General features: G+C 45.9%; 19 protein-coding genes and 2 pseudogenes. 7 read left to right on the top strand and 14 right to left on the bottom strand.

Going from position 1 to position 20,776, the window contains the following annotated elements; all coding sequences use genetic code 11:
• Positions 1 to 229 precede the first annotated feature (229 nt).
• Both NDI52_RS22495 and NDI52_RS22490 read right to left on the bottom strand, forming a co-directional pair.
• On the bottom strand, positions 230 to 481 hold the full coding sequence (locus NDI52_RS22495) for a hypothetical protein (RefSeq protein ID WP_190789568.1): 252 nt from the start codon (positions 479 to 481) through the stop codon (positions 230 to 232).
• 1,189 nt (positions 482 to 1,670) lie between these two features.
• On the bottom strand, positions 1,671 to 2,144 hold the full coding sequence (locus tag NDI52_RS22490; RefSeq protein WP_190789567.1) for a DoxX family protein: 474 nt from the start codon (positions 2,142 to 2,144) through the stop codon (positions 1,671 to 1,673).
• Between the two features lie 806 nt (positions 2,145 to 2,950).
• Here NDI52_RS22490 and NDI52_RS22485 point away from each other — a divergent pair.
• Together NDI52_RS22485 and NDI52_RS22480 are read left to right on the top strand one after the other, a co-directional pair.
• Entirely contained in the window at positions 2,951 to 3,391 is a 441-nt protein-coding gene (locus tag NDI52_RS22485) for a hypothetical protein (RefSeq protein WP_190789566.1), read from the top strand.
• Between the two features lie 373 nt (positions 3,392 to 3,764).
• A complete protein-coding gene (locus tag NDI52_RS22480; RefSeq protein WP_348256522.1) occupies positions 3,765 to 3,989 on the top strand; it encodes a hypothetical protein in 225 nt (74 codons plus the stop codon).
• A gap of 707 nt (positions 3,990 to 4,696) precedes the next feature.
• Here NDI52_RS22480 and NDI52_RS22475 read toward each other — a convergent pair.
• Positions 4,697 to 4,951, bottom strand: a complete 255-nt coding sequence (locus NDI52_RS22475) for a hypothetical protein (protein ID WP_190789513.1) — start codon at positions 4,949 to 4,951, stop codon at positions 4,697 to 4,699.
• Positions 4,952 to 5,515: 564 nt separating this feature from the next.
• Between NDI52_RS22475 and NDI52_RS22470 the strand changes: the two genes are divergently transcribed.
• On the top strand, positions 5,516 to 5,905 hold the full coding sequence (locus NDI52_RS22470) for a response regulator (RefSeq protein WP_190789514.1): 390 nt from the start codon (positions 5,516 to 5,518) through the stop codon (positions 5,903 to 5,905).
• Between the two features lie 1,388 nt (positions 5,906 to 7,293).
• Here NDI52_RS22470 and NDI52_RS22465 read toward each other — a convergent pair.
• The 5 genes and pseudogenes from NDI52_RS22465 to NDI52_RS22445 form a co-directional block, all read right to left on the bottom strand.
• Entirely contained in the window at positions 7,294 to 7,728 is a 435-nt protein-coding gene (locus tag NDI52_RS22465; protein ID WP_190773177.1) for a VOC family protein, read from the bottom strand.
• A gap of 74 nt (positions 7,729 to 7,802) precedes the next feature.
• Positions 7,803 to 8,213 carry a VOC family protein gene (locus NDI52_RS22460; RefSeq protein ID WP_190773178.1) on the bottom strand — a complete coding sequence of 137 codons (411 nt, stop codon included), beginning with the start codon at positions 8,211 to 8,213 and terminating at the stop codon, positions 7,803 to 7,805.
• Positions 8,214 to 8,245: 32 nt separating this feature from the next.
• Positions 8,246 to 8,638, bottom strand: a pseudogene (locus tag NDI52_RS22455) (nuclear transport factor 2 family protein); the annotation flags it as partial.
• Between the two features lie 75 nt (positions 8,639 to 8,713).
• Positions 8,714 to 9,094: pseudogene (locus NDI52_RS22450) on the bottom strand (YciI family protein); the annotation flags it as partial.
• Positions 9,095 to 9,186: 92 nt separating this feature from the next.
• Positions 9,187 to 9,543 (bottom strand): YciI family protein, encoded by a 357-nt coding sequence (locus NDI52_RS22445; protein WP_190773180.1) that lies wholly within the window; start codon positions 9,541 to 9,543, stop codon positions 9,187 to 9,189.
• Between the two features lie 170 nt (positions 9,544 to 9,713).
• Between NDI52_RS22445 and NDI52_RS22440 the strand changes: the two genes are divergently transcribed.
• The 4 genes from NDI52_RS22440 to NDI52_RS22425 all read left to right on the top strand — a co-directional run bounded on the left by NDI52_RS22440 (position 9,714) and on the right by NDI52_RS22425 (position 14,256).
• Positions 9,714 to 10,973, top strand: a complete 1,260-nt coding sequence (locus NDI52_RS22440) for an RNA polymerase sigma factor (protein ID WP_190773181.1) — start codon at positions 9,714 to 9,716, stop codon at positions 10,971 to 10,973.
• Positions 10,974 to 11,181: 208 nt separating this feature from the next.
• On the top strand, positions 11,182 to 11,355 hold the full coding sequence (locus tag NDI52_RS22435; protein ID WP_190773182.1) for a hypothetical protein: 174 nt from the start codon (positions 11,182 to 11,184) through the stop codon (positions 11,353 to 11,355).
• Between the two features lie 186 nt (positions 11,356 to 11,541).
• The gene (locus NDI52_RS22430; protein ID WP_190773183.1) at positions 11,542 to 13,797 is read left to right on the top strand and encodes a tetratricopeptide repeat protein; all 2,256 of its coding nucleotides are present in this window, start codon (positions 11,542 to 11,544) and stop codon (positions 13,795 to 13,797) included.
• 69 nt (positions 13,798 to 13,866) lie between these two features.
• On the top strand, positions 13,867 to 14,256 hold the full coding sequence (locus tag NDI52_RS22425; RefSeq protein ID WP_190773184.1) for a hypothetical protein: 390 nt from the start codon (positions 13,867 to 13,869) through the stop codon (positions 14,254 to 14,256).
• A gap of 182 nt (positions 14,257 to 14,438) precedes the next feature.
• On the opposite strand, the gene NDI52_RS22420 is transcribed toward NDI52_RS22425, so the two are convergent.
• The 6 genes from NDI52_RS22420 to NDI52_RS22395 all read right to left on the bottom strand — a co-directional run bounded on the left by NDI52_RS22420 (position 14,439) and on the right by NDI52_RS22395 (position 20,511).
• Positions 14,439 to 14,972, bottom strand: a complete 534-nt coding sequence (locus NDI52_RS22420) for an O-acetyl-ADP-ribose deacetylase (protein ID WP_190773185.1) — start codon at positions 14,970 to 14,972, stop codon at positions 14,439 to 14,441.
• Between the two features lie 125 nt (positions 14,973 to 15,097).
• Positions 15,098 to 15,226: a hypothetical protein gene (locus tag NDI52_RS22415; protein WP_277874855.1), complete on the bottom strand. Its 129-nt coding sequence runs from the start codon at positions 15,224 to 15,226 to the stop codon at positions 15,098 to 15,100.
• A 68-nt stretch (positions 15,227 to 15,294) separates the two neighbouring features.
• On the bottom strand, positions 15,295 to 15,996 hold the full coding sequence (locus NDI52_RS22410) for an SDR family oxidoreductase (RefSeq protein WP_190773186.1): 702 nt from the start codon (positions 15,994 to 15,996) through the stop codon (positions 15,295 to 15,297).
• 162 nt (positions 15,997 to 16,158) lie between these two features.
• Positions 16,159 to 16,386, bottom strand: coding sequence for a hypothetical protein (locus tag NDI52_RS22405; protein WP_190773187.1), 228 nt, complete (start codon positions 16,384 to 16,386; stop codon positions 16,159 to 16,161).
• A gap of 358 nt (positions 16,387 to 16,744) precedes the next feature.
• On the bottom strand, positions 16,745 to 18,040 hold the full coding sequence (locus tag NDI52_RS22400; RefSeq protein ID WP_190773188.1) for a response regulator: 1,296 nt from the start codon (positions 18,038 to 18,040) through the stop codon (positions 16,745 to 16,747).
• Positions 18,037 to 20,511, bottom strand: coding sequence for an MASE1 domain-containing protein (locus NDI52_RS22395; RefSeq protein WP_190773189.1), 2,475 nt, complete (start codon positions 20,509 to 20,511; stop codon positions 18,037 to 18,039). Before NDI52_RS22395 ends, NDI52_RS22400 begins: the two co-directional genes overlap by 4 nt.
• Between the last annotated feature and the right edge of the window lie 265 nt (positions 20,512 to 20,776).

Below are 20,776 nucleotides of genomic sequence, written 5' to 3'. Positions count from 1 at the left end.
AAAACTGTCCGAACTAATGCTCATGAACTGCTTTATAAATACAGCAACGGTGGTGTGGGACACGAAGTACCCCACACCACCGTACTTAATCAACGTTCACAGCGCTATATCACCGGGCGATCGCTTCTTTTTCCTACCAAAATCAACGGCCTGTCAAAACCCTTGTGGTCGGGCATTGTGAGAGTTACGATGCAGACTGGCTCCCTTTAGAAGGTCACTGTCTTACGCTTTAGAGTTGATCTGAGTGTCTGTTGATCTCAAAATCAGGAGGTGAAAATGACCCTGCTGCAATGTAGCTATAACCTAAGTAGCCCATTATGAGAATAAGGGCGATCGCCAACAATTTCTCTAAAATTTCGTAACCTGAAGCAGACCGTACCATTGATTGGGAATTCGGTTTCTTACCTGAATAGATTCGAAGATGCCGGATGTCTTCTACAACAGGCGGGCCTTCTAACTTTTGTCCCTTGAACTCATTCATGCTGGGATACCCATCATCTAAAAAAACAAGATGTTAATGCCTATATATGGCATCCCACCTGATGGAAATAACGGATTGAGAATTGTGCAAAAAAAGATATCTTGTCACCTTTCTAAAAATTCAGGAGCTAATTGGCGACATTTTTTTATTGTCTACGCATCTTAATGAATGAAGCTATCGATGCTGTATTCAGGCTAATCAGCATTAACCGCATCTGTGCTCATTCCTTAGGAAGAGATAGATAAATTTGGTGTGAATGATCTGGATGTGATCTAACACACAAAGTTTATTTGAAGGATTCAAAATAAAATACGTATATGTACTACTTGTTGTTCTGTCTAAATATTTTATTTGTATTTTTTCGTATGGTTTAGTATTGTTAAGTTAGCTAATTAATATGTTCATATTTCTTCGTGGCGATGAGGGAACTTATTTTGGGTTGTTATCGTCCTTTATTTAATGTGTGTTTTTCCAATATCAAAAGTATGCTTCGTTTGGTCGACAGATTAGCTGGAGAGCTATAGCACACAGAAGCTGTAACGCTTGGAAAGCAATGACACAGATATTTTCCTGTCGCTTGCTGGTCGTTGATCAGTATGCCGATACATCAGAGATTCAACCTCTCTAAGTAACCTCAGTTCGGGTTAAGGGCTTTTTCGAGTGCCGCGCGAAGCGCGGCACTCGAAAAAGCCTATCATTGCGTGCGGTCGCGCACGCAATGATGGGCGGTTCGGCTTATCCCGAACTGACGTTAAGTAGCGTACCAAAGTAGGCCTCCTTAAAAGCTGCTACCCAGATGATGGGGCAGAAATTAAACGTCTACCTGGGGCTGTCCAGGCCACTCAGGGATGTCTGATGAATATTGCGGCGCTCGCCATTCTAGACCAAGTTACTCGTCTACCTGAAGGCTATGAGAGCCCTTATAGCTTGGGAAGTACTGCCGGTTGTCCACTGTTTTATTCAAGCGGATCTATAGGCAGTAATGAATGTAGAATGAGCGATCGCCGCAGTTGAAGATTGTTAAATGCACACAACAAAAAGCAAGGTGACGCAAAGCGTCACCTTGCTTTTTGTTGTGTGCATTTAACCTTACTTGTTATAACTGGGCGAAGAGCCCTAAAGCTACAACACATCCAGAAGGCATGGTAGCAGCTACACGAGAAACGGTGGCTCTTCTCCGTCGATTACCTTAGGGAGATGAGGGTTTTCTTAACCAAGCTGCGATCGCCGTATCGAGGGAGAATAAACCACCACCATTAGTCAGGAAGAAGCTAAACCACAGGGCGTAGAGGGAAGCCGTTTCCAACGGAGGAACCTGCCAGCCGTCTTTTTTGAGATGAAAGAATATCGCAATTAGCATGGTAAATAGCAGTACCAGGGCATTTAGCCGAGTGAATAATCCAACTGCCAGCAGAATCGAACTTACAATCTCAGCATAGGCAGCACAATAGGTCAGGAAAACTGGGTAGGGTAAGCCAATAAAACTTACAACCCCGCTCGCAAAACCCTGCACGTCTGCCAATTTGCTAAATCCGTTATGGATCATCAGTAAGCCCACCACCACTCGAAAAATTGTCCAGGCTACCTGGGCAGTGCGGTTTTCGATCGGGGTAGATTGCAGAGTGGCGTTCAGTAATGTTGGTTTCGTTTGAATTGCAGTCATTGCTAGGAATAGTTTCAGTTAGGTTTAATTGATTTTCGCCCATAACTGCCCAACTGATTCTGCTGTCCTGATGTTCTGGGCGATTGTTTACCGGATGGGGTAGTAGAGCAGTAGGTAACGACAGACTCTAACTGCCTGATTAATGCCCTAAACATACGGCTGTCGCTAAGTTCTCATACAAACGGCTAAACCGTCATTGCTTTAGAGAGCGTGTGGCAGGGGTTATAGCTTCTCAGGGGATAAGATCTTGAGTATTTCTACTTTTCGAGAACTGCCCACCCCATACTCGATCGCAATCTAATTCCACAAGGATTTGATGCAGACCCTATCTCTAAATTTAAATATGAAAAAGCCGCCCAGTAAGTAGCAGCGGCTTTATCAGGTGCTAATTTGTACTCATTTTGGCAGAGCTTGCTTGGCTTGGCTATCTGCCAAAAGGGTGAGGTGAAATGTGAGAATTTGTGTAGCGCTCTATCTGAGGGGACTCTTTGGGAGCATCTCAATTCTCTGCTATGCTGTCGTGCTTACTAAGTAGAACATTCACTCCACTGAAAACTCCATATTCAGCTTTTTAGCATCAAGTCTCTTTCGTAAGTTAGATACAAGATCCAGTTCTTATGGAAGAAAGGCTTATGGATAATTGCCGATAGTCTGGAACCTGTTCACGTTTAAACAATCTTTCCAACTCATCCATAAATAATGAGAAGGATTGGTAGGATTCTGCCCTAGAGGTGAGCCAGTAGTCGATTGGTATTCCTTAAGGACCGCTTGAACGTGATCGAACTGTAATGCAAGGAGAAACAGTAATGATTCCACCTGCTTCAAATCGACAGCTATGGTTCCGCGTTGCTCTTGCTGCCCTATTTCCTATATCACTTATCACGGTGGGCTTGCGAGAACCTGCGGCACAAGCTCAGGAACAGTCAGGCGATCGATCGACCACAGCGTCAGATGGGGTTTATCTCTACGGAACCTCTCCTCAACCTAACCAACTGGCACGAGATTACGTTCTGTTTGAGCGTCACAATGACGAAGTAATTGGTGCATTCTATGTGCCACAGTCTGAGTTCACCTGCTTTTCAGGCGATATCGAGGGTAGCCAGTTGGCGGTTGAGGCTGTAGTTCCCGAGGTATCTGAGCCCCGTGAAGTAAAAGCAGAATTAAACAACTTGCATAAAGTTCGCACGATCAGTGCGAACGATCATCGAATGCTAGATATGTGTAGGGAAGCGGCACCTGTCCGCTAGTTCCACTCCTCCCGGGTGGCTGATTTTGCGTGTACAAGGCGCACGCAGAATCAGCTTGAATCTTTGTTAAGGCTTTGGTAGTTGGCTTATACGTTGCGCAAGCCAAAGCAGAAGATGAATAACGCTCAAGTAAAGAGAATCCGTCACAATGATCGCAGGAGAAATGCTATTAGTCATGGAATTTTAGGACATGCAAAAGCCACTGCTACTCATCAAGTGCGTTCAGAATATGATTTAGCGGTTCAATGATTTGTGAGTTCTGTCTTGGGAGGGATGAAGTGGTTCTCCTCGTGATAGAACTTTAACAAATCTAAACAGTGCATTATAAGAGTAAGTTCCCTTTGGTTCTGGATAGAGGCTGTGTTCTTCAGTTATGGAGCATCCCCAACGCCCCCAGCAAGATATCGATCCAAATCAGGCTCTTTTTATCGCTGATAGCCTGGAAGTTCGCGATCGCATTGATGATCTCAATCAAAAGCTTCTGACTGCCCTTCAAACAGTTCCGAAGTCTTGGCTCATCTCCTTAGGATGGGGGCAAGAACTCATGCAAGGTCAGGAGTTTTCCTTTGATGAAGATGATTATGATTCAAGAGAATGACATCAAATTTCTAGAAACCTATATATAGGCTCTTAGAAGCTTGATGTTGTTTTTGATTGCTTTGAAAGTTTGATCTTGGCTCTATCTAAAGATAGATGACTTGTTATAGCAACCTCAGTTTGGGATGGGTGCATCCCAGTTTTGTTAATGTGGCGGGCGAAGCCCGCCACATTAACAAAACTGGGATTTCAATCTGCAAAAGTGGGATGTACCCGTTTGGGATAAGCTGAAGCGCTATTCTGGAATATGCTTTGAGTACATTGAAAGGGTATTTTCGAGTGCTGCGCAACGCTCAGCCCTCGAAAATACCGTCAACCTGGCCTCAAGTTACGATAGTAGATTGTGGAGAAGAGAACTGCTGCCTCTAGCATTTTTGAGGGGATGCCAATTCTCCATATAAAGCAGATTACAAAAAACCGCAGAGTCAACTGCGGTGAGGGGTGTTTGTAGCAGATTTTTAACATGTCTAGTCTACCAACAAGTAATCTGTTAAATACCCTCTTAAAGGTAGAGCTCGGTTTCATTTTTATAAAAACTGGTCTGAGCTTTGTTTTAAAGGGCTATAGTGCGGCTTCCACATCATTTCTCATTTGGTTCAGACATGGGGAGGGATTGTAGGTGTGTCCTACACCCCTTCTCTGTGCTCCAACTCAATGAGAGGGGTATCAGTTGTGCACTCCCCTTTTTGGTCAATCGTTATCACTGGCCTAGAGGCGAGCTGCATCTTTGCTGCTATCAAAATGGGGCAATGAAAATGGCCCTGTTGCAACATAGCTGTAACCTAGATGTGCCGTGATAAGGAGCAGGGCGATCGCCAACAATACTTCTAAAATTTCATAGCCTGATCTCGAACGTAGCGTTGATTGAAAATTCGGCTTCTTATCCAAACGTGCTTGAGGGAATGAAGAGTGTTCTTGCGTAACAGGAGGATCTTCTATTTTTTGCTCGTTAAACTTTCTCATGCTGGCCTACCTACCGTTTATAGAAACAAGGGTCAATAATTAAATACAAAATCTCGCTTGGTATCGAAAGAATAAGCGCAGATTGAAATTCTCTATAGAAACTTTTTAGTATGTCTCTTCAAGATTTAGAAGCCTATTAGCAATAGGTCTATTGCCTACCTACCCTAATTAAGTAAGCCATCAATACTTCTACTCAAGTTAGCAATCACTAGCAATACCCGCTCCATCCTGTAGTGGGACTCAGATAAGGCTGACACGAATGGCCCGGAAACGCTCTAACCCAGCGAAGTTTTAGGAATACAAAAAAACATAACCACATTGATTTATACCATCTACTTCATATTTTATTTATATTTTTCGAATTCTGCTTTGCAAAATTTAGTATAGTGAAATCGTCGTTTAAGATACATCTAATTTTCTGAATTTATTCGGGAACTTATTTGATCATATTGTCGTCGCACGTCTAATCTGGCTTCTTTCAATAATAGAAGTAGGCCTTATTTAATCGATGGATTAACTTAAAAAATACCGTTTGTGGACGCTCTAGCAGTTGGAAGATAATGAATGGCAAAGCTATCTCCCTGTCGATTGTTGGTTGTTGACCAGTATGTCGACACATCTGAACTATTCACATTTGCCCTTGAAACAGCAGGTGCATCGGTCGTAACTGTTTCTTCTGCCACAGAAGCTTTGAGAGCTTTAGATGAAAGCCATTTTCATGGGCTGCTTTGCGAAATTGTCCTTCCCGATATGGATGGGTGTGAACTACTGCGCCGCTTACGCACGGGTACAAAAAAGTATTGGCAATATTTACCTGCGATCGCGATTACTGGATTTGTGACTAGAACCATTCAACAAGAGGTTTTAGCTGCCGGATACTCAGCTTATATGGCAAAGCCTGTAGATTTGGATCAACTCATTGCTGCGATCGCTACCCTCATCCAACCTTTATAGCCGGCGTAAGTCCTATTCGAGATAGCCCTAGAAAGAAGTTGCTTCAGAGCAGCGTAGCTATTTATGAGGATTTGCCTAGCGTGATAATCTCCTCTTATGGCATCCCTCTAAAGGTAGAATCCATCTGTTTCAAATGTTAATAAAAACCGCCATCTAATGACGGCGGAGAAAAACCCTTAAGGTATCTAGGTTTAGCATTCCCTATATTGCTTCCATTGCGACATTTAATATCCTAATGATGCGATCGCCCAATTTAGCAGGGTTAGTAAGGAACTCAGCCTAAAAACTTTAAAGTTTAGTACGTTCCCTAATTCTAACCTCAGTTCGGGATAAGCTGAAGTGCTCATTTTGGCGTGCGCTTTGCACACGCCAAAATGAGCGTTTTCGAGTGCCGCGCAACGCGCGGCACTCGAAAATGTCCTTAACCCAAACTGAGGTCGATTCTAGGGTGCTCCCTAGAATTACAAAGACGGTCTGTTTTTCTATCTAAAGGGGTATCTTTTCGTGCACAAGGATAGGTACTGTGAGAGAAATAATTAATCTTTCACTTAAAAAAAGGTTATCAACGTGTGATTTCTTCCTGGCATAATCCTCTCCCATCCGAGGAATACGCAGCTCATTTGGTAGTTGTCTGTTTCTACAGTGGCAGATGGATTCCGATCATGTTTTACCCACTCATTGATGCAATCGAATTGCATCGAAAAGCAAAACCCCTGGGGCAAGAATTCTTTATCTTTCCCTCTAGCGAAGCGCTAATCGAGAAACTTAGATTCCATGAATACTATGGACTGTAGAGGGAGAAGGCATCTTCTTCCTCACAAGCTCGTGTAGGAGCAATGGTATGTATTTACAGAGTGGATGATGAATAGAAAAGTCATCATCAAGATGCGCACAATAGATTGCTTACAGCGCTTTGCGCTTGAATCAGCCACGGTTGTTTTTGTGAGAGCCGCGCGGAGCGCGGCTCTCACAAAAACAACCAGATTTTAAGCGTTTGAAAAGCGCTATCAGTCAATGATGAATCTCCACAATTTAGGACAGTTATGTTTGAAAAGCCGCACTCAGCACGGCTTTTCAAACATAATCTGTCTGCTTCTGAGCGTGTAGCACTATATNCAAAACTCAACCCTATTTCAAAACCAAGATAAAAAGTGGCACTGTACTTCGCACAGTGCCACTTTTTTACAGGTTGTTTTTGTGAGAGCCGCGCGGAGCGCGGCTCTCACAAAAACAACCAGATTTTAAGCGTTTGAAAAGCGCTATCAGTCAATGATGAATCTCCACAATTTAGGACAGTTATGTTTGAAAAGCCGCACTCAGCACGGCTTTTCAAACATAATCTGTCTGCTTCTGAGCGTGTAGCACTATATTCGAAGTTTTGATGTCGTTTACACCTCTACCTTTTCCTGGGCAGATTCAGCCTGATCGATTGCATCAGCTTCCATGTATACCAGTTCCCAAATGTGGCCATCTAAATCTTGAAACCCGTGCCCATACATGAACCCGTGGTCTTGAGGTTCGTTGTAAGTTGTACCACCAGCGGCAATTGCTGCACGAATCATTTCATCCACTTTTACTCGGCTCTCAACAGACAAGCACGTCAGCACTTCAGTACTTTTTGTGGCATCACAAATCGCGTTTGGGGTGAACGTCTTGAACTTCTCGTGGGTCAAAAGCATCACGAAGATGTTTTCAGAGACAATCATGCAGGCGGCAGTTTCATCAGTAAATTGAGGATTGAACTGAAAGCCAAGTTGTGTAAAAAACTCGATCGATTGCTTGAGATTTTTAACAGGTAGATTGACAAAAATTTGAGTACCCATGGTTTCTCTCGGCGTTGTGTGTTGTAGAACGATCTGTGAAAAACTGCAAGTAAGTTGAAGGGTGATTAGAAGATTCAGACCACCTGCTCACAGTTGACCATCCATGGTGTACCGAACTGGTCAATCAACATGCCAAAACGGGCAGACCAAAAGGTTTGAGCGATCGGCATCGTCACTTTGCCGTTTTCTGCTAAGGCGTAAAAAATAGCTTCGGCTTTGGCTGGCTCGGTAACGCTAATCTGTACGTAGAAGCCTTGAGAGGTTTCAAAATATCCGGGTGGGCAGTCAGACCCCATTAACAAGCGATCGCCCAAATCAAGGCAAGCATGCATAATTTTGTCATGCCATTCAGGTGATACATTTTCTGCCGAGGGTGCTTCCTTGTGCGTCATCATCATCGTGATCTTGCCACCGAGACATTGCTGATAGAACTTAAACGCTGCCTCGCAGTTACCATTGAACATCAGATACGGATTGATTTTCATGACTGCTCCTTTGATTCGTCTAGTGGATTTCGTTATGGATTGAGAGTAAGGACCGCTTGAGAATTTTCTGGACTAAATGGCACCGAGATATGTTCATGTAAGATCTGCCATTCGCTCTGGTGTCTCTGACAAACAGTCGTAGCGCGCATCCACATTTGCATCGCAGGATGGTCTTCTTCTCCTGTGAAATGGAATAGCCAGTGCGCAGCTGCTAAATCACCATTGACAGTAACCGTAAGATCTCGTGTTTCCATCCCAAAAGAGTCTGGGAAGTAAGGCAAACAGTCCTTCCATAATTGGCGAATTGCTTCTTTCCCTTTGGTTTGGAATGGCGGTTTGACGTCAAAGAGGATAGCCCCATCAGCATAGCGAGACATGATTTGATCCACGTCCTTTGTGCAAATAGCATGCTGTTGGTCGGTAATTAGCTGGTGAATTTGAGCTTCATGGGTTGTGTGAGTATTTTCTGTTGCTGTGTTAGAAAATGACTCTGTAAACTCAGCACTGGCTTCCTGAACATCTTCAGGAAAGTCTTCAAATTCCTGTACTTGACGGACTTCGATCGTCTCATTGCCTGAGGCCGGACAGCGAGAAGCCCACTCAATGGCTTCCTCTTTCGAGTTCACTTGAATCATCCAGTAGCCACCAAGCACCTCCTTCACGTCTGAGGAAACTCCCTCAGTCACTTCTGGCTTTCCCTCACTGAAGGTCACCCGTGCGCCCATTGAGGGTGGGTGAAGCCCTTCGAGGGTAATGAGTACACCCGCCTGTTGAAGGGATTCGTTATATTTCATCATGGCTTCAACCGCTTTGGCATCCGGCATCGCTCCTGGAGCTGCATTCTCGTAGCCTCTGGGAATCATGAGCAACATAAATCGCATTGAAGTATCTCCTTGTTCAATTTGTGGATTGAAGGTTCTAATAGTTGGATTGGGACGGTTGGCAAAATCAGGCAAGCTGGAACTAGCGAACACTAGCCTTTTGGCAAACCTGCAACTTCAAGCACAGGGCGAATCTCGACCGTGCCAACTCGGGCACCTGGAATCTGCGCGGCGATCGCGATCGCTTCATCCAGATCCTGAGCATCAATAAGGAAGAAACCGCCCAATTGTTCACGGGTCTCAGCAAATGGGCCATCGGTCACCAATGATTTGCCCTCACGTACCCGGACACTGGTTGCTGTCGCAACAGGATGGAGGGGAGCAGTCGCCAGATATTGGCCCTTTACGTTGAGTTCCTGGGCGAGTTGGGCCGATTCTGCATAGCAATGCTCCCGCTCAATTTCGCTCAGAGCATTTTCTTCCATGTAAATCAGCAGCATGTATTTCATTGGGTTGCCTCCTTTGCAAGTGAATCGAACAACAATCGCTCAAATCGACACCTCGCCAAAAAATTTCTCATTCGGTACGATTGAACTTTGCTTCCTTTGTAAGTGAATCGAACAACAATCGCTCAAATCGACACCTTGTCAAAATTTTTTGATGTCTTTTTATGTCAGGTATGGCTTCAACCTCAAAATCAGATGTAACTCAGGCGATTGCTTCAGTTTATCGGGCCGAATGGGGGCGGATTGTCGCCATCCTGATTCGACTAGTGGGAGATTTTGATATTGCAGAGGAAGCGGCACAGGAGGCGTTTGCAGCAGCAGTCAATCAGTGGGAGACCAGCGGTGTTCCCGATCTTCCTCGCGCCTGGATTATCCGCACAGCTCGCTACAAAGCGATCGATCGCCTTCGACGACGCACGCGACTCAACGAAAAACTAGAGTGGTACGCTGCATCCGGTTTAATTCCGTCGAGCGAGGAGCCCACTTACGACTCTGATGAAATTCCAGACGATCGACTACGGCTAATCTTTACCTGCTGTCACCCGGCCCTGGCAACCGAAGCACAGGTTGCTCTGACCCTGCGAATGCTAGGTGGACTGGAAACAGACGAAATTGCCCGCGCATTTCTCGTACCTACAGCGACGATGGCACAACGGCTGGTGCGTGCCAAACGCAAGATTCGAGATGCAGGAATTCCTTACAAAATGCCAGATGCAACCGATCTCGCTTCTCGAATAAACGCAGTGCTAACGGTGATTTATCTCATTTTTAATGAAGGCTATGCGGCGACTAAAGGCGAGACGATCGTCAGAGCAGACCTGTGCACTGAGGCAATCCGGCTGGGGCAACTGCTGAGGCAGTTGATGTCGCCCCAGCCTCCTCCAGAAGCGACCGCACTGGTGGCGTTGATGTTACTCCATGACTCGCGACGCGATGCGCGTCTGGATGAGGCAGGCAACCTAATTCTGCTTGAGGATCAAGACCGGAGTCGTTGGCATCACCAACAAATTGCCGAGGCGTTGCCACTGGTGGAAGAGGCATTACGGGGTGGAACGGGAGTTTATGCCCTGCAAGCGGCGATCGCAGCACTCCATTGTCAGGCTACACGAGCCGAAGAAACAGACTGGGCACAGATTGCGCAGCTTTATGGTGTGCTGGAACGTTTGCAACCATCACCGATCGTGTCGCTCAACCGGGCAGTGGCGATCGCGATGGCCGATAGTCCTCAGGTAGCACTTGGACTGATTGATAGACTTGCCACTGAACTCGACAGCTATCATCTATTCCATGCTACCCGTGCGGATTTATTGCGGCGCGTTGGAGCATTCACAGAAGCGACGCAGAGTTATACACGGGCATTGGAACTGGTTACAAATGAGAGTGAACGTCGCTTCTTGGAGCGTCGTCTGCGTGAAGCGCTGTATCCAGACTAGGGCTCCCTCTTTCGGTTCCTAGTATTCCTACTCCTGGTAGAAGCGGACACAAGCGTATGTGAGCAATACTAAAACTGATGAGAGCGCTTATAAATACCACGGGGACGAACCTATAAAGACCCCAGCTATATATACCCAAATGCCTGGCCTTACACAAGGTCAGGCATTTATACATCAAAACATGGACACAGTGTAGTAGACCTCCTGCGTGAATCATCGTGCGGTGCAGTCGCGCAACGATTCACGCTTTCAGAAATCGATTCATGCAGGAGGTCGAGTGATTGCTGGAGCTTTGTTAGACCTGGCAGTTTTCTGGAATCTTCCCTCGCTGTTGATGGCGATCGCGCTGATAGGAATGCAGCGATTACCCGGTGATATGTGAAAGGGAAGCGATCGGGCGAAAAACCAGCTCAGGAAGTGTCTCCTCCTCGTTCAATTGATTCACGTCAATTGATTAATGTAGAAAAGTCCAATTCCTGCAAGCAGAATTACAATTTTCAGCGCTGTATTTTATTTTCTGTGAAATTGTTCCCAGAAGAAATGAACCATTCAAAATAAATTATCAAACATGATTCGTTCTATTCACTCAGCTCTCCTGTTAAGTGTATTGGTAATCACCACACTAGAAAATACTCTCAATCCTGCTTATTCTGCACTGGCTCAAACTCCAGTAGTTGTAGCAACCTGTGATCTCAACCTGCCCATACAAAACCGCCTGGGGATGGCATCAGAGCAGGCTCGTTCTGCGCTTGAGCAATCGCATTCAGAAGAAGCTCTGCAATCGTTACAAGCAGCATTGGCGATCGCCGCTCAGTTACAAAATCCGCGCCTTCAAGCAGACTTTTTACAGCAATGGTTGTTAGATGCCAATGAAGGTTATCCCACCACACGATGGCAGCGGTTAACGCAGAACCTTGATCAACAAGCTCAATCGGCTCAACTTCAAGCAACCTTAGGGCAGTTTTCCCAAACTGCAAATCAACTTACGCCAGCCTATAGCTACGTCAAAACTCGCTCATTAGCCGCGATCGCCCGTTACTCCATCACCTTAGATCCAGGCGAAAATCAGCAAGCCAGACAAGCACTAGAACAAGCACGTCAGGCGGCAACATCCATTCGTGGTGAAGTTTTTACCGCAAGTGCTTTGATCGATGTTGCAGAAGCATACGCTCTGATGGACGACACAACATCGGCGCTGGTCGTTCTCACTCAAGTTGGAGGAGCGGTTGAGCAAATTCCACCCAATACATCTGAACCGCTTAAGTGGTTCATCCTTCAGCGTATGGCAACCACCTACGCTCAAATTGGCTACTTCACAAATGCCCAAGCAATTGCAGACCGTTTGCCCGATCAATACGAAATTCAATCAATCGCCTTACGAGGAATTGTTGAAGGAATGATTATCTGGCGAACGGATGGCCATTTCACCCAAGCAGAAGCATCAGCGCAATCAATTCCCGCTATAACTCAACGGATTCAGGCATTTGAGGCACTGGCGATCGCTTACTACAACATCAATCAACCTGCTAAAGCTGAGCAATGGGTCAGTCAGGCAAGACAACTGGCAGAATCGGCAAACGGGCTGCCCAATCCGGAATTTACCTATAGAAATTTGGTCGAAACTTACTTGCAATTGGGACAACGCGACGAAGCTCTGCAACTAACACAAACAGCGTTAAGGTCATCGCGGCAAGAGGTAACCAAGTCTGTGCTGGTTGCCTTTAGCCAGGCTGGGCAGCATGATGTGGTTGAATCGTGGCTGTCCGAACAGTTGAGCTATGTTGAAACGGTTCCGGACTCCTCGGAACAACGCTTTCACTTACAAGATATGCTTCAAGTAGCGATCGCCACTCAGCAGTTTGAATGGGTTGGCAAAGAATGGAACCGCATTGCCGCCATTGATTACGGTCCTCAAGATGCGCAAGTGGTCGAAATCGCAACCGCTTATGCAGCCACGGGTCAATACACTCAAGCGGCTCAATGGGCACAACAACTTCCTCTCGACAACCGTCCAGTTTTGCGGGTTCGATTATTAGCGGCGATCGCCCTCAAAGCCCATCAAGCAGGCCAAACCAGTTGGGCCAATGATTTGCTACAGCAGACGTTACAGAGTGTAGATTCTCTCACCGCAGCCTACCAACGCCAATTTCCCGAAGATTTGACGGAGGGTCCTCGAGCCAAGCCCAGCGCTCTTACTGCGCTTGCAGTTGTGTATTCGCAAACTGGGCAGAATGACCTGATGCGTCAACTCCTGCAACAGGTCAGTCAGTTAGATGAGTCGATAATAAACCCGACATTGGGTGGGCCTGTTGATCAGCCGTTTGCTGTATTTATGGATGCGCAACAATATGTCGGCGCTCTGCAACTCGCGCAAGCTACCCCCAACTCAGACGCTCGCGAATCACGCTTACAGACCAGTGCGACAGCTTTAGTACAGCAAAATCGCTTTGACTTGGCACTGCCCGTTGTCGATCAACTCGTCGAGCCAAGCCATAAAACTCAGCTATTATTGGCGATCGCTCAACGCTATGGCGATTTACAGCAGGTTAATGCAGCACTCCCCATTCTCGCTCAAGCATTCCAGTTCGCTCAAACCATTCCTGGCGAGGAATCACAGGTCGATCGGTTTGGGGTAGATGGCTTAACGATTCTCGATAGGACCGATGATCGGGGTAGCTTGTTAGAAGCGATCGCGTTGCAATACGCCCAATTTGGGCAGGGCGATCGGGCACGGCAGGTTGCTGATCGGCTTCAGGAGGCGCGTTTGCGTCAACAGGTTATGCAATCCATTCAATGTGTGATGCGGAGTAACGTTGCTAGGTAACCTGAGGTTATTGCTATCGTCCGTTCAACCTTGGGTACTTTAAGGTAGCTTTACCTTTCTGTATTTACGATGGGCCACCTACAACGCATCCAACAGGTCGCTGCTTCCTGGCTTCCTGAGAAAGTAACAACCGCATCCAGAAGCGAGCTAACAACCTTCCAACTCCATAGCTACGGTCAGGAGAACAGTGGTCTATCGGGAGCGGAAATCCAACCCATTATGGAATGGGTATCGTTAAGCATTTACAAGTCTGGCTGTGCTGGAGTATCTCATCTATTTTGGGTGCTGCCTCAAGACGACCTGCGACAGAAGTTGCAACGACTCTACCGAAATGGTCACATCATTTTGGGGTATCGATGCGGCGATCGCATGGCCCCCCCTCCAAATGGTTTCTATTGGCGGATGGTGACGCAGCACAAATCCACACGGATTTATCAACTGAAGGTGAAGGATAACTGACCCAGACCCCCAGTAGATCGAGCCGTGATACTGCCTGAACAACACGTAAAATAGACCTCTTCCCTGTCCTGTAGGCTTCACAGTGCGAGGAGGAAAAGACTTGTGGCATTTCAATGCTGACCTATAACGCGTCGCCCACCGAGCTGGGACCAGAGGTGATAGCCTTTATAAGGACGCACTGGTCAAGTAAGCACGCTCTCATAGCAGGCGTAGGTTGCCTCCCCAAAACACACAAACCGTACCTGCTGGATGGTTACATCTTGGTTCAAGAACTCTTTGACCTCGTGAACGGCGATTTGAGTTGCCTGCTCCAGTGGAAAACCATAGACGCCTGTGCTGATAGCTGGAAAGGCAATGGTCTGGATCGAATGCTTCACAGCCAGATCAAGACTGCTGCGATAGCAACGGGCTAATAACTCAGCTTCGTGATACTTCCCTCCATGCCAGATAGGGCCGACGGTATGGATGACCCAGTTGGCCAAAAGGTTATACCCTTTGGTAATTTTTGCTTGCCCTGTTTGGCAACCTCCTAATTTCCGGCATTCCTCTAACAATTGAGGCCCAGCAGCGCGGTGAATGGCTCCATCTACTCCGCCACCCCCTAACAGTGATTCATTGGCAGCATTGACGATCGCATCTACATCCTGCCGTGTAATGTCCCCTTGAATAATTGCAACTCGCTGTTGCCATCCTGCTGTTGAAATGTCGGAAGCCATTTGGTTATGGATTTGAGCTAAGCGGTTTAGACGGGCTAAAATATGCCCCTAGTCAAGCATCCGGGCTATGTGCCCACTGTTAAAACGTTAACTATTAAGCGTATAGGGAGAGCAGCCTGCTAAAGTTATGACGATTCCGCTCCTAAAATAGTCTGTTTTTTAGGCATGTACAAGCTTAGGAGGTTATTTACCCAGGATGTTGGTGTTTTGCCCGCTTCGCGGGCAAAACACCAACATCCTGGGGGTAATTTCATTGCTGGAAATCTCCTTAGAAGAGGCTGGAGGTAATTTTGAGATGTGATACTCGGCAACTTCCTTACCCTTACCACGGCACAGGTTGACCATCTCGGAAGAAACCACCGGTTGGTCCATTGTCAGCTAGCATGACAGCCCAAACGACGCTGGCGGCCCCATCTTCTACAGGTCGCCCACCTGCGCCTCCCATATCGGTTGCCACCCATCCAGGACAGATGGCATTGACTAAAATTCCTGCGCTCTTCAGTTCAGCTGCCAGGGAACGTGTAAAAGCATTTAATGCAGCTTTGGAGACGCTATAGGCAGGAGTGCCGTTGTCCATACTGGCGATCGAGCCGGCTCCGCTCGAAACATTAACAATCCGACCGTGTTGGCTACGCCGTAGTAAGGGGACAAATGCTTTACACATTCGCCACGGCCCCAGCATATTGGTGTTGATCGCTTCCTGCACCGTGTCTAAGTCTGCTGTGCTGGGCTGTTGCCAAGTATCGTAGAGAATGCCTGCATTATTAATCAAAATATCTAAATGTCCATACTCTTGCTCCACTTGAGCAGCCAGCCGAGTCATACTCTCTGGATCGGTGACATCGAGTTGGCGTGGAAAAACGGGTAACCCTGCGCTGATGAGCGGTATGGCTGCGGCTTCGCCTTTTTGTAAATCCCGTGCTCCAAGGATGACGGTTATCCCCTTTTGAGCAAGTTGCCGCACCACTTCCAATCCAATTCCACGATTTGCTCCTGTAACAATGGCAATTTGTTCTGGTTGCATTATGGGCGATCGCTCCATTTACAATCGGGAGGGCAGGGTTTTAGGTGCCCGTTAGTTAGACAAAATACTTAACTGTCTCAGCATTCCCACAGGCGCTGGCTCCTTTCCCACAGGCTGCTATCCTGCTGTTATATGGCAAACAAGACCATGAAAAAGGAAGCGCTACAGTTCCTCATGTTTGGCGATCGCATCCTCTGACACGGTGGACATCTCGGCCAGAGAATGTTGAATGCTTCCTTCCCCATACCCCAGGTCATACAGGCTTGCTTGCTCGGGATCGGTTTCGGGGGGGCACTTGGAATAGCCCATGAGTGCATCCGCCTTGCCACGACTAAACCAATCTTCCTCGGCAATTTGCTTGGGGACATCTTTTGAGTCATCAGCAAACATATTTACAATTTCTCCTAAATAGAATCATGCTTTGCAACAGTTGTCTCACAGTGTAGTCATACTGGGCTAAAACACAGCCATCCTGCGGTAGAGATAGAGCCTCTAAAGTGGTAGAAGAGGTGTTTATATGCCTAATATTTCAGGACTTACGCATTGTTGTGAGTGGGTGCTCCGCACCCCACTCACAACAACATGCACTACAGGTAGCGGACTTGTGTAAGTCCTGTATTTGTAAGCTACTGAACCAAATCGCCAGTGTTGAGGCCATAACTTTAACTAGCCCAGTTCTCCTAGCTTGTATTGAGGGGGATGGTTTACGCACTCTCATTCTGTGAGCTTCACATCGATTTGGGGTGAGCTACTTAATAAGTTTTTGACTGAGAGGAATTCGAATTGAAAACTCAGTACCTTCTCCCGGTTGAGATCGGCACTCTAAAACCCCCTGATGACGCTCAACGACCACTTGGTAGCTGATGGCCAACCCCATACCAGTGCCAACACCAACACACTTCGTCGTAAAAAACGGATCAAAAATTTGTTGTGCTATATCCGCTGTCATGCCCGGACCATTATCGGCAATCTGAATACTGATATATTGATCATCTGTAATACTTGTGGAGATCTGAATAGTTGGAACAGTCTGTTTTTGATTTTCTTCTAATAATGCATCAATCGCATTATTCAAAATATTCATAAATACTTGGTTAAGCTGGCCCGCATAGCATTCCACAAGGGGGAGGTCTCCATAATTTTTGATAACTTCAATATCAGAATCATGGGAGTTAGCTTTTAACCGATGCCCTAAAATTGTCAAAGTGCTATCTATCCCCTGGTGAATATCTACTTTTTTCAGGCCTGCTTCGTCTAAACGCGAGAAAATACGTAAAGATAGAACAATTTCCCGAATACGTTCTATCCCCACTTTCATAGAAGTCAGCAATTTAGGAAAGTCATTTAACATAAATTCCAAATCGGCTTCTTCGATTTTGGCTTGAATTTCACAATCAGTAGTCGGAAACTTTTGTTGATAAAGTTGTAATAATTCAATTAGCACTTGAGTATATTGATGAGTATGGTCTAGATTGCCATAAATAAAGTTGACTGGATTATTAATTTCATGGGCAACTCCGGCAACAAGCAGCCCCAGACTTGACATTTTCTCAGCTTGAATAAGCTGCGTCTGAGTTTGTCTTAAATTGAGTAGAGTTTCTTTTAATTTTGTCTCTGCTTGTCGTCGTTCCTCGATCTCAGTTATCAATGCTTGTTGTGTGTTTTTAAGCGTCAAATGAATATTGATACGAGCTAAAACTTCTTCAATTTCTATTGGTTTTGTAATGTAGTCAACTGCTCCCATTTGTAGTCCTGCAAGCTTATTGACAGAATCTGAAAGCGCCGTCATAAAGATAACAGGAATATTTTTGCTGTTCTCATCAGCTTTGAGGCGACGGCAGGTTTCAAATCCATCAATTCCAGGCATCATTACATCCAACAAGATCAAATCTGGCTGGATAAAAGGTAGCTTTTCAAGAGCTATTTCACCACTTTTAGCGACAGAAACCTCGAACCCTGCAGTATTAAGAACGTCCAGCAAGATTTTGATGTTATTAGGAGTATCATCGACTATTAATATGGAATTTGAGGTTGTCATATTCATTGTTCTAAACTGTCATGGGCCAGATTGGTCTGCATCAATTGGGCGATCGCATCAATCTCAAATTCATCTGCAAGGGCTAAAACTTTACTGGCAAAAGCACTATATTTGGGATTCATTTGCTTCAGTCGTTGAGCCTCTGCTTGAATAGTGACGACCCGACATCGTTGTACTGCTTCATAAAGGTCTTCGAGTTCGGCGGCCAGCGGAATGATGAGTTCTGCTTCGGAGGGTTGCTCTGTTACTATCTCAGAAATCTGATCGACGGGCTGATAAATCCATTGCAGATGGAGCAGTTGTTGGAGTTGTCCGAGTAATTCATCGGCCTGTACGGGTTTGGGCAGGAAATGATTACAGCCTGCATTGATAGCTTCCTGACGATTGAAATCAAAAACACTGGCAGATGATGCAATGATGATTGTATTTTGCAATTCAGTACATTGGCGTAGGTGTCTCACCATGGCGAATCCATCCATAATGGGCATCGCCAAATCTGCAATGATTAAATCGGGGTGAATTTGGGTGGCGATCGCCAAACCCTCCTGACCATGGGTTGCCTCAAAAACTTCAAATCCAATTGGCTCCAACAAATGTCGGATTACCGAGCGATTCTCCCACCGATCATCCACGACTAATATCTTCTGCGCCTTGCCTTCAAATCCCGTAATCTCTCCAAACTGTGTTGTTCTAGACGTATTTCTCCATTCCTGCGCTTCGGGTAACACGACCTCAAACCAGAAAGTGCTACCTTTTCCAGGCTCGCTCTGCACTTCGATAGTGCTTTCCATCAGGGTTACGATTTTTTTGCTAATCGCTAATCCCAACCCTGTTCCCTCACTTTGCTTTGCAGAACTTCCAACCTGCTCAAATGGCAAAAAGATCCTTTCTAGCTGTTCAGGGGACATTCCTACCCCTGTATCTTTGACTTGGAAGCGGATTTTGAGTGGTTTTCGAGGATAATCTTCAGCTTCTTGCCAAGTCGCTTCATTAATCCCATGCTCAACTTTGACGGTAAAGCTGACCTCCCCTTGGTCCGTGAATTTAATTGCATTACTCAACAAATTAATCAAAACTTGACGCAACCGTTTCTCATCCGCATGGATTCCATCGGGGAGGTGAATATCAGGCTGATAGGAAAATGTAATGCCCTTTTGTTCTGCCTTGATCCGACAAATCTCAATCACCCCTTCCAGAAAAGATGGGAAATGAAAATCCTTTGGAAAAAGCTCCATTTTTCTGGCTTCGATTTTGGAGAGATCAAGAATATCGTTGATTAATACCAATAAATAGGAGCCGCATTGGTAGATGGTTTCAATCGCTTTTTGCTCTGCATTGTTGGAGTTCTTAGCCCGAAGAATTTGAGCATAGCCGAGGATACCGTTGAGCGGGGTACGAAGCTCATGGCTCATATTGGCCAAAAAATCACTCTTAGCCTGATTCGCGCGATCGGCAAGGAGTTTAGCCTCCCTTAACTCCGTAGTGCGTTCTTCGACTCGAAGCTCTAGTTCATCGTTGGCCTGCCTCAATTTAATATTGGCTCTGCGGTTTTCTGCGAGTACGGTGCAGAGAATTAGAGTTGTGACGGAAAGAACACAAATAAAAGATTGTAAAAGACTCAGGGATTGTGTGACAGATTCTCTAGCAAAAGAGCCAAATCCACGGGCAGTCCCAAACGTTGAAATAATAGAGACGATTAGTACCAGAAGAGTTGATTCCCGTTGTTCAAACCGAAAGGCCGCCCAAATTAGGAGGGGAATCATCATATATTCGATTGGATAGCCCCCCCAAAATGCAACTCGGCTCACAGAAACGGATAGAAGTAACAGAAAGGTAAACTCAATCAGCTTCTGTTTTTGGCTGCGAGATACGTTAGTAAACGTTGCGGCATAAGCTGCCTTAAAACTTCCCCATGGTTTGAAAGAATAGAACCAGGACAAACCAACGGGGGTAACAATCAGCATTCCGGCGAACACAGCCATATACCAGGTTCGCCAAGTAAACAGAAAATCTGCCCACGGCGTAATTCCGTAAAAACATAATGCTCCCGTAGCAATGGTAGAACTCAGTACTGGGTTCACCATCAACAACACAACAAATCGGAAAATGTCGTGCGATCGCTCTAGAGGGTTCTGCCGTCTAATAAACTGGCGAAGCAAAAATGCCGTTACCAAGGCATCAGAGAGATCGGCTGTGGCAATGACCGCGCTCAACAGAGGATTATCTGGATAGAACAGCAAATAATTGCAAAGCCAATCTATCAGCAACAAAGCAGGCCAAATACGATAACCCAACAGTAAAACTGCAATCAGAAAAACACCTGAAGACGGCCAGAGTGCTGTGTAAGCCCCTTGATAGGACAGAATTCCACCCAATTTAACCAGGCCATAATGAATTGGACCGAGAGCCAGGGCTACAAGAAAAACAGTCCAGTTCAAAACAGGTGGAAACTTTCTGCGTGGAATGCTCTGTTGCATAACTCTCTTCTGGATAAGGTCTTCTGGTCACCAAGTAGGAACCCATACTGGAAGCAACGAAATCTATTGAACATGATTTCGTTATCTAAGCCTCGGAGGAGTAGTGGGCATCCGAGAATACTCAGAGTATGCCCCCAAGCTACCCATTGTTAACGTAATTTTACTTAATCAAAATCTATTTATATAGCAATATGCCTGTGCTTTAAGTGCCCCATCCCAACGTACTTAATCAACGCCCACAGCGCTATATGTATATCTTGTACCG

It is taken from the genome of Leptolyngbya sp. PL-A3 (assembly GCF_039962325.1).
GTDB lineage: Bacteria > Cyanobacteriota > Cyanobacteriia > Elainellales > Elainellaceae > Vacuolonema.
The sequence above is the reverse complement of the archived record's forward strand: the minus strand, read 5'-3'. Positions and strand labels throughout refer to the sequence as shown.

What these genes read in the sequence shown, in the direction of transcription:
- NDI52_RS22485 (WP_190789566.1), top strand. Translation starts at nt 2,951, where the DNA reads ATGATTCCACCTGCTTCAAATCGACAGCTATGGTTCCGCGTTGCTCTT.
- NDI52_RS22395 (WP_190773189.1), bottom strand. Translation starts at nt 20,511, where the DNA reads ATGCAACAGAGCATTCCACGCAGAAAGTTTCCACCTGTTTTGAACTGG.
- NDI52_RS22400 (WP_190773188.1), bottom strand. Translation starts at nt 18,040, where the DNA reads ATGAATATGACAACCTCAAATTCCATATTAATAGTCGATGATACTCCT.
- NDI52_RS22490 (WP_190789567.1), bottom strand. Translation starts at nt 2,144, where the DNA reads ATGACTGCAATTCAAACGAAACCAACATTACTGAACGCCACTCTGCAA.
- NDI52_RS22470 (WP_190789514.1), top strand. Translation starts at nt 5,516, where the DNA reads ATGGCAAAGCTATCTCCCTGTCGATTGTTGGTTGTTGACCAGTATGTC.
- NDI52_RS22495 (WP_190789568.1), bottom strand. Translation starts at nt 481, where the DNA reads ATGAATGAGTTCAAGGGACAAAAGTTAGAAGGCCCGCCTGTTGTAGAA.
- NDI52_RS22425 (WP_190773184.1), top strand. Translation starts at nt 13,867, where the DNA reads ATGGGCCACCTACAACGCATCCAACAGGTCGCTGCTTCCTGGCTTCCT.
- NDI52_RS22480 (WP_348256522.1), top strand. Translation starts at nt 3,765, where the DNA reads ATGGAGCATCCCCAACGCCCCCAGCAAGATATCGATCCAAATCAGGCT.
- NDI52_RS22410 (WP_190773186.1), bottom strand. Translation starts at nt 15,996, where the DNA reads ATGCAACCAGAACAAATTGCCATTGTTACAGGAGCAAATCGTGGAATT.
- NDI52_RS22430 (WP_190773183.1), top strand. Translation starts at nt 11,542, where the DNA reads ATGATTCGTTCTATTCACTCAGCTCTCCTGTTAAGTGTATTGGTAATC.
- NDI52_RS22440 (WP_190773181.1), top strand. Translation starts at nt 9,714, where the DNA reads ATGGCTTCAACCTCAAAATCAGATGTAACTCAGGCGATTGCTTCAGTT.
- NDI52_RS22445 (WP_190773180.1), bottom strand. Translation starts at nt 9,543, where the DNA reads ATGAAATACATGCTGCTGATTTACATGGAAGAAAATGCTCTGAGCGAA.
- NDI52_RS22405 (WP_190773187.1), bottom strand. Translation starts at nt 16,386, where the DNA reads ATGTTTGCTGATGACTCAAAAGATGTCCCCAAGCAAATTGCCGAGGAA.
- NDI52_RS22465 (WP_190773177.1), bottom strand. Translation starts at nt 7,728, where the DNA reads ATGGGTACTCAAATTTTTGTCAATCTACCTGTTAAAAATCTCAAGCAA.
- NDI52_RS22475 (WP_190789513.1), bottom strand. Translation starts at nt 4,951, where the DNA reads ATGAGAAAGTTTAACGAGCAAAAAATAGAAGATCCTCCTGTTACGCAA.
- NDI52_RS22415 (WP_277874855.1), bottom strand. Translation starts at nt 15,226, where the DNA reads ATGAAATTACCCCCAGGATGTTGGTGTTTTGCCCGCGAAGCGGGCAAA.
- NDI52_RS22420 (WP_190773185.1), bottom strand. Translation starts at nt 14,972, where the DNA reads ATGGCTTCCGACATTTCAACAGCAGGATGGCAACAGCGAGTTGCAATT.
- NDI52_RS22460 (WP_190773178.1), bottom strand. Translation starts at nt 8,213, where the DNA reads ATGAAAATCAATCCGTATCTGATGTTCAATGGTAACTGCGAGGCAGCG.